The organism is Streptomyces liliifuscus, assembly GCF_016598615.1.
GTDB lineage: Bacteria > Actinomycetota > Actinomycetes > Streptomycetales > Streptomycetaceae > Streptomyces > Streptomyces liliifuscus.
The window spans coordinates 220,449-233,809 of the sequence record NZ_CP066832.1; the positions used below are offsets into that span (position 1 = coordinate 220,449).

Annotated in this window: 12 protein-coding genes; all 12 read right to left on the reverse strand. The window is 71.9% G+C overall.

What is annotated here, in order from left to right; translation table 11 throughout:
• Positions 1 to 14 precede the first annotated feature (14 nt).
• On the reverse strand, positions 15 to 1,304 hold the full coding sequence (locus JEQ17_RS49235; protein ID WP_234048898.1) for a hypothetical protein: 1,290 nt from the start codon (positions 1,302 to 1,304) through the stop codon (positions 15 to 17).
• A gap of 117 nt (positions 1,305 to 1,421) precedes the next feature.
• A complete protein-coding gene (locus JEQ17_RS49245) occupies positions 1,422 to 2,888 on the reverse strand; it encodes a DUF2637 domain-containing protein (protein ID WP_200402268.1) in 1,467 nt (488 codons plus the stop codon).
• 196 nt (positions 2,889 to 3,084) lie between these two features.
• On the reverse strand, positions 3,085 to 6,918 hold the full coding sequence (locus JEQ17_RS49250; RefSeq protein ID WP_234048899.1) for a LysM peptidoglycan-binding domain-containing protein: 3,834 nt from the start codon (positions 6,916 to 6,918) through the stop codon (positions 3,085 to 3,087).
• A 5-nt stretch (positions 6,919 to 6,923) separates the two neighbouring features.
• Complete coding sequence (locus JEQ17_RS49255; RefSeq protein ID WP_234048900.1) at positions 6,924 to 7,361, reverse strand: hypothetical protein; 438 nt, start codon at positions 7,359 to 7,361, stop codon at positions 6,924 to 6,926.
• A gap of 12 nt (positions 7,362 to 7,373) precedes the next feature.
• Positions 7,374 to 7,811, reverse strand: a complete 438-nt coding sequence (locus JEQ17_RS49260) for a TadE/TadG family type IV pilus assembly protein (protein ID WP_200402269.1) — start codon at positions 7,809 to 7,811, stop codon at positions 7,374 to 7,376.
• A complete protein-coding gene (locus JEQ17_RS49265) occupies positions 7,808 to 8,230 on the reverse strand; it encodes a TadE/TadG family type IV pilus assembly protein (protein ID WP_024126722.1) in 423 nt (140 codons plus the stop codon). Before JEQ17_RS49265 ends, JEQ17_RS49260 begins: the two co-directional genes overlap by 4 nt.
• Positions 8,227 to 8,424 carry a hypothetical protein gene (locus tag JEQ17_RS49270; protein WP_024126721.1) on the reverse strand — a complete coding sequence of 66 codons (198 nt, stop codon included), beginning with the start codon at positions 8,422 to 8,424 and terminating at the stop codon, positions 8,227 to 8,229. The genes JEQ17_RS49265 and JEQ17_RS49270 overlap by 4 nt, the downstream gene beginning before the upstream one ends.
• A 27-nt stretch (positions 8,425 to 8,451) precedes the next feature.
• Positions 8,452 to 9,351, reverse strand: coding sequence for a type II secretion system F family protein (locus JEQ17_RS49275; protein WP_024126720.1), 900 nt, complete (start codon positions 9,349 to 9,351; stop codon positions 8,452 to 8,454).
• Positions 9,348 to 10,277 carry a type II secretion system F family protein gene (locus JEQ17_RS49280; protein WP_024126719.1) on the reverse strand — a complete coding sequence of 310 codons (930 nt, stop codon included), beginning with the start codon at positions 10,275 to 10,277 and terminating at the stop codon, positions 9,348 to 9,350. The genes JEQ17_RS49275 and JEQ17_RS49280 overlap by 4 nt, the downstream gene beginning before the upstream one ends.
• Entirely contained in the window at positions 10,274 to 11,839 is a 1,566-nt protein-coding gene (locus JEQ17_RS49285; protein ID WP_024126718.1) for a CpaF family protein, read from the reverse strand. The genes JEQ17_RS49280 and JEQ17_RS49285 overlap by 4 nt, the downstream gene beginning before the upstream one ends.
• The gene (locus tag JEQ17_RS49290) at positions 11,836 to 12,657 is read right to left on the reverse strand and encodes a hypothetical protein (RefSeq protein ID WP_062189817.1); all 822 of its coding nucleotides are present in this window, start codon (positions 12,655 to 12,657) and stop codon (positions 11,836 to 11,838) included. Before JEQ17_RS49290 ends, JEQ17_RS49285 begins: the two co-directional genes overlap by 4 nt.
• Positions 12,657 to 13,343 (reverse strand): flagella basal body P-ring formation protein FlgA, encoded by a 687-nt coding sequence (locus tag JEQ17_RS49295; protein ID WP_200402270.1) that lies wholly within the window; start codon positions 13,341 to 13,343, stop codon positions 12,657 to 12,659. The genes JEQ17_RS49290 and JEQ17_RS49295 overlap by 1 nt, the downstream gene beginning before the upstream one ends.
• Positions 13,344 to 13,361: the final 18 nt, after the last annotated feature.

Consider the following 13,361-nt stretch of genomic DNA (forward strand, 5'->3'; position numbering starts at 1 on the left):
TCGCACGGGCCGGGTCAGCACCCGTACTCGTCGAGCACCGCCCGGGTCACCCGGTCGAGCGGGCTCAGCGGGTGCGTGCTGCCGTCCTCGGCCGGCCCCAGGCGCAGCGTCGTCCCGCCGGTCACCGGCGTGACGGTCAGCACGCCGTCGTCGACCATGGCCTGGACGGCATCGTGCCGGTAGGGGCTGGCGGCGAGGCATCCGTTCGCGTACTGCCGGTCGTAGCGGTCGTACGGGCCGGCGAAGTAGTAATCGGCGACGGGACCTTGGCCCTGCCACACTGTGAAGGCGATCACCGCCGCGACGATCCCGGGGAACAGTGCCAGGGGTCCCGGCGGGGTGATCAGCTTCGGTCCGTGCCGGTAGATCAGGGCTGTCCCGGTGCAGGCGATGAGGCCGGCCGCCAGGAACAGCAGCGTGTAGTGGGACAGCAGGTCGGCGCGCTGCCCGAAGGTGAGCGGGAGTCCGGTGCACGCGAGCACCAGCCAGCCGAGTCCGGCCAGTGTCGCGCCCTGGTAGCCGTTGAGCTTGGCCGGCCACTTCGCCCGGTCCGGCACCAGCTGCTGCTCGCGTCCCACCCAGCGGCTGGCACCGCGCAGTCGTCCCGACTCCGGCGCTACGCCGTCCGCCCGGTGCGCGACGAGGAGAGCGAGAACCGCGTCGCCGAAGGCGAGGGCCCTGGCGTGCACGGCTGACCGGTCGCTGCTCAGCTGGTTGAACTCGGCCTCCCGGCCGGGCTGGATCCGCGTACCCGTGGCCCCGCCGCGGGGAAAGGCACGGTTGAGGGGATGCCCCGGGTCGGGAAACCCGGGCAGTGTGGGCGCCGTGCGCCCACCGACGAGCAGACTCGCGTCCGGGCTGCCCGTCCGGTCAGGGATGTACGACTCGTACAGCCGGTTCACCTGCCGCTCGCCGCGGAGGCTGGCCTTCAGTGCCTCGGCCTGGTCGATGACGGCGGCCAGGAGAGGGTCGGACGGGGCGCTGCGCATCTGTACGAGGGCGGCGTTCCGGGGGATGGCCCGCCACACCCCGCCGCGCCGGTCCAACACCTGGTCCTTCCACACATCGCGCAGGCACGGCCAGACGCGGGCGACCGGCAGCCGCCGGGGCGGACGCCGGTCGGTGAGGTGCGCGCGCAGCAGTGTGCTCGCGCTGCGCAGATAGTCGGTCTCGGCCACGTTGGAGATCGCGGCGGCGGTCGTGCGCTGCCCGCTGGGAACGTCCTGCACGCGCTGGGCGGCGGCCCGGGCCGCGTCGCCCTGGGCGCTCAGCTCGGCGATCGCCCGGTGCCAGCGGCTGCTCACCGGCCGCCCCCCTTCTGTACCCGGTGTGGTGTCGCCCTGAGGCTACCCGCATGGTCCGACACGGCATTCTCCCCGGCTCGGGGCCATGCCGGCCGGGGAGTTGGGGGAGCTGGACGTTCAGGCGGCTACCGGTTGGTGGGACCAGTTCAGGTCGACGTGGGTGGCACCCTCGCGGACGACGATGGGGCCGTGCTCCTTCTCCAGCCGGCGGTATTCGTTGCCGCCGGAGTTCGGGTTCTTGTACCCGGCCCACTTGCCCAGGTCGGCCTGCGACAGGGCCACGCCGGCGGCCTGGTGGGCGACGTAGATCCGCTCGGCCCGCTGCCGCTGGGTGAGGTTCTTCGGCAGCACCGAAAGGTCGATGTCGATGCTCAGCCGCTCCCGAGTCTCTTCGTCTTCCTCGTCGTGCGGCGGGGTGTCGTGCTCAGGGTCGGGCTCCTCGCCCTCGGGCTCCTGCTCTTCCCTCTCCTCATCGCCGGGGGCGTCCTCGCCGCCGGGCAGCGGCTCCTCCTCGTCGGATGCATCGGCGGAAGAGCCTGTCTCGGTGGGCTCGGCAGGCTCCTCCTCAGGTTCGGGGTCCTGCTCTGCTTCCGGCTCGGGAACGGCCGCAGGGGGTGGCGCGACCACCGCAGCCGGCACCAGGGCCTCCTCCGTGGCCGCCTCCTCTTCCTGCGGCGTGATGGCCGGCGGGGATGCCGAGACAGCGGGTGGGGTCACCGCGGTCCCCGAAGGCTCTTCGGCTCTCCCGGCGGCGGTCTGCGGGGTCGGGGCGGGCAGCGCATTGGCCGGCGCCGCGCCGACCGCTGGGGTGTCCACGACGGCGGCCGAGTCGGCACGCTCCACGGTCACCTCGGCCGCGGCGGCGGACGGACGGGGGCGCTGGGAGCCGATCACGCGGACGTTGTCGACGGTCGCCAGGAGCTCGGTCCGCCACGCCTTCCACATCTTGACCGGCGCGCCGATCGGCCAGGGCAGCCACAGCAGCAGGCTGTAGGCCCGCTCGCTGTCGGCCTTGCGGCGCTTCTGCCGGCCCATGATGACCTGCTCGATCTTGTACAGCAGCATCTCGAGCAGGATCGCGTACACCAGCGGCGGGACCACCGCGAGGAACGCGCTGCCGGCTCCCGACCCGGGGGCGTGGAGCAGGTTCATCGCCGCCGAGGCCGACACGAAGGCGAGCAGAAGGATCCGCGTGATCGCTGAGGACCGCAGCGTCAGGGCCTCGAAGAAGCGGATGAGGGAGAGGCTGAGGGCGCCGGCGTCCAGGAGCAGCGCGAAGCCGGTCGCCGCGTCCCAGTCGCCGCCGTTGTGCGCGTGGGCGTACTCGCGCTGCGCCCCGAAGGAGAGCCAGGCGGCGATGCCCGCGAGCACGAACATCATCAGACAGCCGATACCGAGCGCTATCACGGCGAGGCGACGCTGCCAGGCGTTGCGGCGTTGGAGGGCGAGGGCGGCGCGCTCCTCGGTGGTGGCGTTCTGCTCCGCGGCCCTGCGGCGGCTGCCCAGCAGCAGGGCGACGGTTGTCGCGGTCCCGATCCCGGCCACGGCAAGACCCGCGGACAGCGCCCACTGGAAGGTGGTCATCGGCGGCCCCCTTCCCTGGTACGTGCCGCGGGGATGGCGGGCCCGGCGGGCGGGACGGCGGCGTGCTGCCGACGGCGGCTCATGTGCGCGGTCTCCTTCGTCGGATGGTCGGCCGAAGAGGCCCCTCGCTCTCTACAGGTGTGATCGAGCGGTGCGGTGTGACACCGGAGGTCGGTGAATTTCGAGCGGGTCGTGGTCATGAGGCCGCAGACCCCAAAGTGGGCTTGTTCCTCTCGCCCTTGAGGAGCGTGCGCAGCAGGCCACGGGTCTCGGGCGAGGAGTCGACGCCCTCCTCGGCGTTGATCCGGGCCAGTTGGGCGGCGGCGCGCTCCAGGCCCTCGCGGTCGCCCATCTCGTGGCAGATCGTGAAGAGGTCCCGGTAGAGCAACTCGCTCTGGGAGTCCACGAGCATGCCCTTGGTGACAGCTTGGGCTGCCGCCCGGTAGTCGCGGACCTGGCGGCGGCGTTCGGCGAGCTCGTGGGCGACGTCGACGATCGCGCTGATCATCTCCTGGATGTCGGCCTCCGCCCAGGCGTACTTGGAGGGGTCGATGTCCGCGAAGGGCCGGCCGCGCACGAGAGCCAGGGCGTGGGCGAGGGCGACGTCGGCGTCCTGCCCGTCGTGGTGCATGCCCTGCTGGTACAGCTCTTTGAAGCGGTCCCAGTCGGAGGTGACGGCGGGGCCGAGCCGGTAGATGCCGTCGGTGACCGCGGGAAGATAGGCGCTGCGGGGGTCGTCGGCGGGGACGTGAGGGTTGGGGCCGAGCCAGGAACGCAGCCGCGACATCGCGGTGTTGCGGGTGCTGGAGGTCTTGCGCAGCCCGGGCCAGATCGCGTTGTCGAGGTCCTGGCGGCCCAGGCCCGGGTGCAGCACGAGCCAGGCAGCGATCTCCAGAAGGTGGTTGCGCCGGTTGCTGCCCACCCGGCCCTGCGCGCCGGCCAGTGTCACCGGGCCGAGGACCTGGACCTGGGGGTCTTCGGGCTCGGCCGGCGGGGTGGCCAGCGCGGCCAGCACGGTGGAGGTCGCGGCGCTGGGACGGGGGATGATCCGCGCTTCGGCCGCTGTCGCGGATGCCGTGGTCTCGCCGAGCGCGGCCGCGGTCAGGCCGGACTCGTCCTCGTCCTGGTCGCCGGTCATGGCCGAGTCCCCTTCCTGCGTCTCCTCCTCGTCCGGGCCGTCGCCGAGCGTGTCGGCGGACAGACCGGCCCCGACCTCTTCTTCGTCGGGCTGAAGCGGCGAGTCGTCATCGCGCTCGCCGAGCACTTCGTCGAGGACCTTTTCGAAGTCCTGCTTCGGCTCGGCGGTGTCCCACACCTCGGCACCCAGCGCGGACGCCTCCTCGGGGCCGTCTTCCTCAGCGGGCTCGGGCGTCTCCCAGCCGGTGGGCTCGCCAGCGGAGTTGCTGTCGGTGTCGTCGGCCGGCTCGTCGAGGGCGGGGGAGCCCGCGACCGCGGGGGAGAGGGCGCTGCCGTCCTCCTGCCAGTCGTCGCCGCTGCCGGTCAGGGCGTCGTCGGGCGTCCCGGCGGCGGAGAAGCCGGTGAAGCTCGGCACAGCGGTCGCCAGGCCGCTGCCCTGGGCGGCGACCGCGGTCACCGCGGGAACGGCAGAGGTCTCCGGAGCGAGCGCGGAGTCCTCGCCGACGGTGAAGGCGGGGCGGGGACCGTTGGTATCGGCCGGGCCGGTGTGACCGGTCCACGCCGGCGGGGGGACGTCGTCGGTGCGGCTGGAGGTGGCGATCAGTTGGACGAGCCGGTCGTAGGAGTCGGCGTCCAGGTGCTGGAGCTTGACCGCGAGGTCCAGGTCGGGCAGTTCGACGAGGGTGCCGGGCTGGGCGGGCAGGGTCCAGGCGCCGGGCAGGTCGAGTTCGCCGCCTGCGGCGGTTACGACCGCGACCGAGGTGCGGGGCCGGGAGGCGAGGAGGTCCTCGAGCTCGGCGGCCGCCGCGCCGGTGGGCGGGGCGGTGGCGATGAGGATGCGGGGGATCCAGGTGTCGCCGCCGTCCTCGACCAGCCGGGCGGCCCGCAGGTGGTCGTGGCCGCCGTCGGTCAGGGCCTGGCGCTGGAAGGCGTCGTGCGCCTGGAGGTCGCTGGTGGCGGGGCCGAGATCAGCGTGGTGCTCGATCTGGTCGGGGTAGAGGTGGTGCAGGTCGCTTCCGGCGCCGGCGAGGAGGACCTGGCTGTCGGGCGCCAGCTGGGAGGAGGCGAGTTCGACGGCGAGGGCGAGCATGACCGCGCGAACGTCGGCCGGGCTGCCGGCCAGACGCAGCAGGCCGATGGCCTCCAGGTTGACCAGGACCGCGTCGCCGTCCTCGGTCTCGCCGAGACTGACCAGGGCGGGGTAGGGCACCGTGATGTCGGCGGCCTCGTCTTCGTTGAGGAGGGCCGCGCCGCGGGCGGGGCACACCCACACCGTCGGGTTGTCCTCATGCTCGGTGAACGGCGCGACGGGCGGGGTGACGGCGGCCAGGTGGAGCTCGATGCCGCGCGCGGTGATGCGCATCGCCTCGACCTCGGGAAGAGGCCGGCCGTTCTGGCGGCAGTTCGCGGCCAGGGTACGCAGGGCGCGGTCGGCGAGCGCGGTGCCGGTGATGTCGGACGCCACGCGCAGCTGCTTCTCGAAGTCGGCGGTCGCACCGGAGGGCATCGGGATGCGCCGCTTGGGGCGCCGTCGGCGCTGCTGGTGCGCCCGTCGGGTCGCGACGACCGCGAGGACGGCCGCGGCCAGGATGCTCCCCGCCGCGGCGATCGTCCGCACGCTCGTGTCGGCGCTGTCGGCGGCCTCCGCCGTGTCGTGCGCCTCGGGCGCCTGGGTGGGCGTGCCGTGCTGCTCCCGCTCGCGGTCGGGCGCCGGGCTCTGCGCGGCCGGCGGCTCGCTCGGGGTGTCGGGGCGGGCGGTCGGCTGCCCGCCGTCCTGCTGGTCCTTGTCCGCGCCCTGGCCGCCGGGGGCCTGGTCGCTCTTCTCCCCCTTGTCAGCGCCCGGGCCCGAATCGTCCTGGGCGGGTGGCTGCGTCTGCTCGGCGCCGGGCCGCTCCTCGGCCTTGTCCTGGTCGGCGGGTTGTTCCTGTGGCGGCTGCGCCTCGTCCGGCTTCGAGTCGCTCCGGTCGCTGCCGGCTGCGGTGGGGATCTGCAGCTTCCAGCCGGGATAGATCTCGTCGGGGTCGTCGAGAGCGCGCCCGTCGTCCTGCTTGACGCCCTTGTTCGCCTCGACGATCCGGGGGTAGGCGTCGGCGTCGCCGAGCTCGTCCTCGGCGATGCCGGACAGTGTCTCGCCCGCGCGGACGGTGTGGGTCTGGGCTGCGGCTTTGGAGCCGGCGGTCTGTGCCCGGGCTCCGTCCTGGTCGGCTGCCGGGTCGGGGGAGGCGTCGGCGGGCAGGCGCAGGGTCCAGCCGGGTTGCAGGACGGTGGTGTCGGCGGTGACGAGGGAGCCGTCCGCCTGGCGTACGCCTTCGTTGGCGTCGATGATCCGGTGCCACTCGATGCCGGCGCCCAGGCGCTTTTCCGCGATGTCCCAGAGGGTGTCGCCGTCCTGGACGTGGTGGACGGGGCCGTCCCAGGCCGCAGAAGTAGAGGACGCCGCTTTGGCTGCAGTGGCCGTCGCGGAGTGGGCGTCGGCGGTCACACTGGCCGTGGCCACGGTGGCGGGGGCTGCGCTGGCGGGGCTGGCCATCGCGGTGCTGGTCGGCAGCAGGACGAGGATGCCGCCGACGAGGGCGCCGGCGAGCTGCTGGGATCCGCCCAGCAGGCGGATCCGGGGGGCCCGGACGTTGCGCAGCGCGGCGCCCGTCTCCAGGACGACCGAGACCACGAAGCTCAGCCAGCCGTACCAGCCGATGAGGGTGATGGCGCCCAGGAACAGCTGGCCGGAGTCGGGGCTGGTGAGCGCGGTGGTGATCTCGTCGAAGCCGGGGACGTGGTCGGGCAGGACCCCGATGCCGAGCAGGACGGCGGGCACGCCCGCCAGGAGCACGACTAGGGTCACCAGGGCGAAGAGCGCACGGACCAGGGTGGCGGCGGCACTGCGGTTTCTCATGATCGTCACCCCTTGTAGACGAGGTCGGCGCTGCCGTGGCCGGTGACGGACCCGCTGGCTCCCCTGAGGAATACGGCGCGGTACGACTCGGTCACGGTCACCTCGAGGGACCCGCCGTCCTCGCTCACCCTCACCGTGCCGCTGACCCCCGCGTGGCTGAGGTAGGTCCGTGCCGCGGCGACGGCCGCGTTGCGGTCGACGGTGATGCCCTCGCCGGCGATCGCCTTGCCCGCATCGACGGCCTGGCCGCCGGCTCGGGCTGCCTCGTGCGCGACGCCTTCGGCGTGGGTGAGCGCTCGCAGCCTGCCGGCGCCGTCGTAGACGAGCGCGGCCACGGCGAAGAGCGCCACGATGGTCACGAGGGCGAACACGCTCATCGCACCCCGGTCGTTGCGCAGGGCACGACGGATCCGGTGGGTGAGGGCGAAGCGGGCGGGTGGCATGCGGTGGTCCTGTCAGCCGCGCTGGCGGTAGGAGTCGATTGACGAGGTAAAGCTGCTGGTCAGAGTCTTGGATCCGGGCAGTCCGGGCAATCCGATATCCGAGAGGTTCACCACGCAGGTCACGGTGGCGGTGGTCGTGGCGGGCTCACCGATCGGCGCGGCGAACCCGCCGGTGGAGACGGATATCGAGGTGGACGTGCACTGCAGTCCCTGCTGGCTGAGCACGCTGCGCGCCATTGCCGAGCCGGCGGAGCTGGCGGCACCGCCGGTGCGTTCCAGCGAGGCTGCGCGCGCTGCGTTGCGGGCCGCGGTGTCGACGGCGTTGTCGGCGGATCCGATCCGGCCGAACGCGATGACCAGCAGCAACACCAGAATGAGGACGGGGAAGAGGATGACCGCTTCCAGCGACAGCGCGCCGCGGTCGTCGCGGAGTCGTTCGGCGATGGTCACCGTGCCTCCGTGATGCGCTCGGCGGCCGCGTCGGCGTGCTGGTCGATCTTGAGTTTCAGGCCGGGGATCATGGTGTCGACGTAGCCGGTTACGCGGATGGTCACCGTGGCTCCCTTGCTCCCGCTGACGGACGTGCCGGAGATGCTGCTGCCGGCCCTGGAGAGGAATTCCCGGGCCTCGGCGGTGCCGGTCCCTGCGGACGCTCCTCGTACTCGGGCGGACTCAACTCCCAGCTGTGCGGCGGACATCGCCACATTGCGTGCGTGCCACCACAGGCCGACGTGGACGACCAGCAGGATGATCAGCAGCACGACAGGGAAGACGATGAGCATTTCCAGGGACACGGCTCCGCGGTCCCGCACGTCGCGCTCGGCGAGCGCGCGGGACCAACGGCGCAGAGTCCGGCGAAGGCGGATCACTTGATCTCGTTGGCCTTCTCGTTGACCTTGGTGAGGATGACAGCGGCGGCGATCGCGGCGACGACGACGAGGCCCGCGACGATCATCATCGTCTCGATGGAGACGGAGCCTCGGTCGTCGCGGACGTTGCGCAGCCGCTCGATCCGGGCGCTGAAGAAGGTCTTCAGAAAGGTGAAGTTGGGGTCGTTGCCCATCGTGGATTTCCTTGTCTCTTTAGGGAGTTAGCTGGCCATGATCCGCGCGATCGCGGGATAGCCGATGTATACGGTCATGATCAGGACGAGCATCGCGACGGGCATCACCATTTTTTCGGAGGCCATGTTGGCCTGTGCCTTCGCTTTGGTTACCAGGGCGCCGGAGAGCGACTTGGCCTGCGCGCCGAGGGTGTCGCCGACGGCTGCGCCCTCCTCACCGGCGATCGCGATGATGTCGGCCGGCGCGCCGAGTTCGGGGACGTCGAGTTCGAGGGAGAGACGCTTGAGGCCCTCCCACGGGCTGATGCCTTCGAGCTCGGAGCGGGTGATGGTGTCCCGGATCTTCGCGAAGACCCAGCCCTCGCCGACTTCCGCGGCCCGTTTCAGGGCCTGGGTGGGGGCGGCGTCCGCGGCGCGTTCGAGCTGGACGAGGCGCAGGTAGGCCTTGACGGCGTACCGGAAGTCGTCCTTGGCTTCCACGGCCTGCTGCTTGAGCTGCAGGTCCGGCAGGAGCCAGAAGACGATCGCGAGGCCGAGGCCCGCTATCGCCGGGATCGCCACGGGGAAGGGGTAGCCGGCCAGGTTGGCCAGCCCCACCGCCAGCACGGGCAGCAGCAGCCCGTACAGCGCGAGGGCGATCTTGCGTCCCAGGTGCGCGGCGGGAGACCGGCCCACGAGTTCCAACTGCTGGCGGGGCAGGCGCAGGGTGCCTTCCCCAGCCGTCCGGAGCAGGAGGGCGCCGGCCTTCTCCATGAGGGAGTTGGGCTGGCTGTCGCGGTTGCGGTCGAGGTTCTCGAGCCGGGTGGCATCCATGCGGGACAGCACGTCGCCGAGGTCTGGCCGGCCGGGCAGGATGCCGCGGGCGGCGATGACCAGGCCGAGTCCGGTGACGGCGCCGCCGACGATGGCATAGGGGGAGAAGATCACGGCGCCTCCTTGGCGATCTGGCCGCCGGAGCGGTCGGCCGGCGACAGGAACCGGGGCGCTGGTTCGAGGATCGCCATGCGTCGCATCCAGATCTTGACCAGGACGAAGGCGACGGCGACGAAGGCCAGGACGAGGTGCCCGGCAACGGTGTCGTAGGGCTCGACGTAGGCGCCGGAGAACGCGGTGATTCCGAAGATCGCCAGGCAGAAGATGGTCACCCAGCGGTCGTTGGTGCGGGGCTTTTGCCGGTCGGCCTCGACCTCGCGCCGTGAGAGCACTTCATGCTGGAGGGCCTCGGCAAGTTCACGCAGCGCCTTGCTCAGCCCGCTGCCCCGGTCCTCGACGTGCAGGATCAGCAGGGCGGCGACCTCGTCGACCATCGCGTCGTTCAGCTCGTCGGCGAACGCGCGGTAGGCGTCCTGGGGCACCCATCCGGCCTGCTGGCGCGAGACGAGGAGGCGGACCTCCTCGCGGATGGCGCCCGGGACGGTCTCCAGGCTGCGCTGGATGGTGGCCTCCAGGCTGACGCCGACGGTGTGGATGTCCGACATGCGCCGCATCCACTCCTCGATCGCCTCCAGCTTGTCGATCTGTGCCTTGCCGGAACCGGAGGTGTTCAGCAGCCAGGGCAGGCCGATGACGACGGCGATGGTGACCAGGCCGCCCATCAGCCAGCCGGTGAACAGCCACACGCCAAGGCCCGCCACCGCAGAGCCGACCAGGCGTGTCTGGCCCCGGGCCCACCAGGAGGTGGGAGTTCGGGCGTCCTTGACGAAGACTGCCCGGATCTTGCGCTCCAGACGGCTGCGGCGGCGCACCGTCGTCGAGGGTGCCCAGCCGACGCCGCCGGCGACCGCCAGGGCGAGTCCGCCGACGGCGGCGAGACCGCCGAGCGCGGCGAGCAGGGATTCGAGGGTGAGCGTCACAGCGGCACCACCGTTTCCAGCGGCGCGCCCCAGCTGCCCCACGGCCGCTGCAGGACGGTGCGGTCCAGCCCGGCCCGGACGAGGTCTTCCAGGCAGCTCTGGGAGATGTTCCCGTGGGGCACGGCCCTGGGCTCGCGGCGCCCGTCCTGCTCGCGGGGAGCGAAGACCATCTGGTGGGAGGGGCGACCGCCCTCGCCGATGCCGGTGATCTCCATGACGTGGCTGACGAACCGGTGCTTGCGCCCCGGCCTGCCGTCGTGGCCGACGAGCTCGGTCTCGTCGACCAGCCGTACGTAGACGACGAAGTCGACGGCCTGGGCGATGAGCCGGTAGGCCAGGGCCTCGGTCATGCCGATCCCGGCCTCCAGGCACAGGGTGGCCAAGCGCTCGATCGACAGCTGGGGGCTGCGGGCGTGCAGGGTGGCCATCGACCCGCCCTCGCCCTCGTTCATCGCGTGCAGCATCGGCACGACCTCTTTGGAGCGGACCTCGCCGACGATCACGCGCCGCAGCGACATACGCAGGAGCTGCGGGAAGAGGTCGGACAGGGTCAGCTCGCCCTGGAGCTTGCCGTCCGGGCCGCGCTCACCGTTGGACTCGCGTCCTTCGTAGGCGACGACCTCCGGGCCCTCGGGGTCCTCGTGGAGATGGAGCTCGTACTCCGACTCCAGCGTGCCCACGCGCTCGGTGCTCGGGATCTCCCGGGCCATGGCGCGCAGCAGGGACGTTTTGCCCACGCCCTGGGAGCCGACCACGATGATGTTCTTGCGGCCCTTGACCGCGGCGGTCAGGAAGTGCGCGAGCGAGGCGTCGATCGTGCCCCAGCGCACCAGGTCGTTCAGGCCCTGGCCGCGGGTGCGGTGGCGCCGGATGACGATGCTCGGCCGCGGCGTGACGTATGCCGAGGCCGCCAGGCGCGATCCGTCGGCCAGCCGGAGGTTCAGGTTCGGCGTGGCCGGCGTCAGCGCCCTTTCGCCCTGCCCCTGCATGCGCGCCAGGTGGTTGATGAGGTTGATCAGGTCGCGGTCGGTCTTCGCGATCGGGTCCCAGGTGCGGGTCGGACGGTCGGCGTAGTCGACGCGCACCTTGTCGCCGTAGATGATGATGTTCTCGACGTTCGGGTCGTCCAGGAGAGGCTGGAGACGGCCGGCGCGGAACAGCTCGTCGAAGACCGCCTCGCGTACGGCACGCTCCTGCTGGGGCGTCAGGTCCGAGCCGCTGGCCGCGTACTTCGTTGCCCATTCCGAGACGACCTGCCTGATGATCGACTGTCCGCGCTGCCGGCGGTCCTGCTCGGTCATGGAGGCGTCGGCACCGGCGGCCTCGCCGATCTTCATGCTGGCCTGTGAACGCAGCTCGGCGAGAACCTCGTGACCGACCGGAAGCGCGGTCGGCGCCGCGGTGTCGGGGACCCGGACGAGGCCCTGGGGGATGCCGGCCGGAGAAACCTGCGCAGGGAAGGGTCGAAGAACCGGCGCGTCCTGCGTGGGGCTCTCCTGGAGCGCCTGGGCGAAGAGGGCGGTGTAGTCGGGGGCCGGGGTCTCCGGCCTGGTGTCGGTCATGATGCCCTCCCGGTGACCACCTGCATTCCTGCCGGCCGCAGCTGCACGCGCCGCCTGGTCACCAGCTCATTGATCGTTTGGTGGGCCGTGCGCGCGGACCGCAGAAGGGTGCGCGGCATCTTCTTGTAGGCCCCGTGCGTGAAGACGTCGGCGGTGTCGGGGTCCCACGCGAGCATGCCGACGACCGGTGCCTTCAGGTGCTGCTGCACCTGGCTGGAGTTGAAGGACCCCTCTTCGATCAGCAGCAGCCCGAGCGCGTCGGAGCCCGTGCCGTGGTGGGCCAGTTCCTCCCTCAGGACCCGGATGGCGGGCGCGGCAGCCGCGATCGAGGCCTGGGTGGTGCGGACCACCATGAGGACGGCGTCGGCGCGGTGCAGCAGCGGCGTCGGGTAGCGGGTGGTGGACAGCCGGGTCTCGGACTCGGTGAGGATGCGGCCCGCGTCGATGATCACGTCGTGGCCGGTCTGGTCCATCACGCCGAGCAGCCGGGAGATGGGGTCCCAGGTGCGGTTGAGGGATGCGGCCTGCGTGGGGTCGGTCAGTCCGGGCAGGAGCATGCGCTGGCCGGTGTTGTCGCGGTCCAGGCTGACGAAGTGATGGGAGAACTCCCGTGCGAGGGTGCCCTGTCGGTCCGCGGCCGCCAGGCGGTGGAGTCCGGTGGCTGCGCTGCCTTCTCCGCCCAGGTAGCCGGCCCGGATCGTGCCGCCGGCGGGGTCGGCCTCGACCAGCAGGGAGGGCTTCGGCGACGACAGGGCGAGCGCGAGCGCCGAGCAGGTGACGCCGCTGGACTTTCCCGATACCAGTGCGATGACCGCCATCAGCTCGTCGCCTTCAGGACGATGGCCACGTCACCGCTCGCTGCCCAGGCGGCGAGTGACGTGCTGTTCACCTCGGGCGCGGCAACGTCGACGACCACGGCGCCGTTGGCGTCGGGCGCGCCGACGCGGGACACGACGGCAGGAAGACTGTCCGGGGTGGAGCCGGCCTTGCTGGAGGAGGCTGAGGCGCTGCCGTCCTGCGGGGTGTGGACGATGGTGACCGCATCACCGGTGCGCAGCTTCTGGATGGGCAACTGGCCGGGCTTGGCGAGGATGCCCACCACCGACTTGCCCTTGGTCACGCTGGATCCGTCGCTCACCGAGTCCTCGGTGACCAGCACGCCGGCCGGCAGGTCGGATGCGGCCTGCTTGCCGATGATGTCGGAGGCGTGGGAAGCGGGCAGGGAGCGCAGCTCGGTGCCGTGGGATATCTCGGTGGCCACCAGGTCCGACGCCTTGATGCTCTCGCCCGCCGCAATGGGGTGCCGGGTGGCAACGACCGAGACCTTGTCACCGGCTTCGTCGACCAGCCACACCGATACCAGGGCGCCCACGGCGGCGAGCGCCAGGCCGGCGCCGACGACCACCGGGCGTCGGCGCCGGCGTGGGGCGTCGTTGGTGATCGGCAGCAGCACAGGCGCGGAGCCCGGCTCGGAGGGTGCCGTCGGCTGCTTGGTTCGCGGCATTGTGATGGTCTTCCTTGC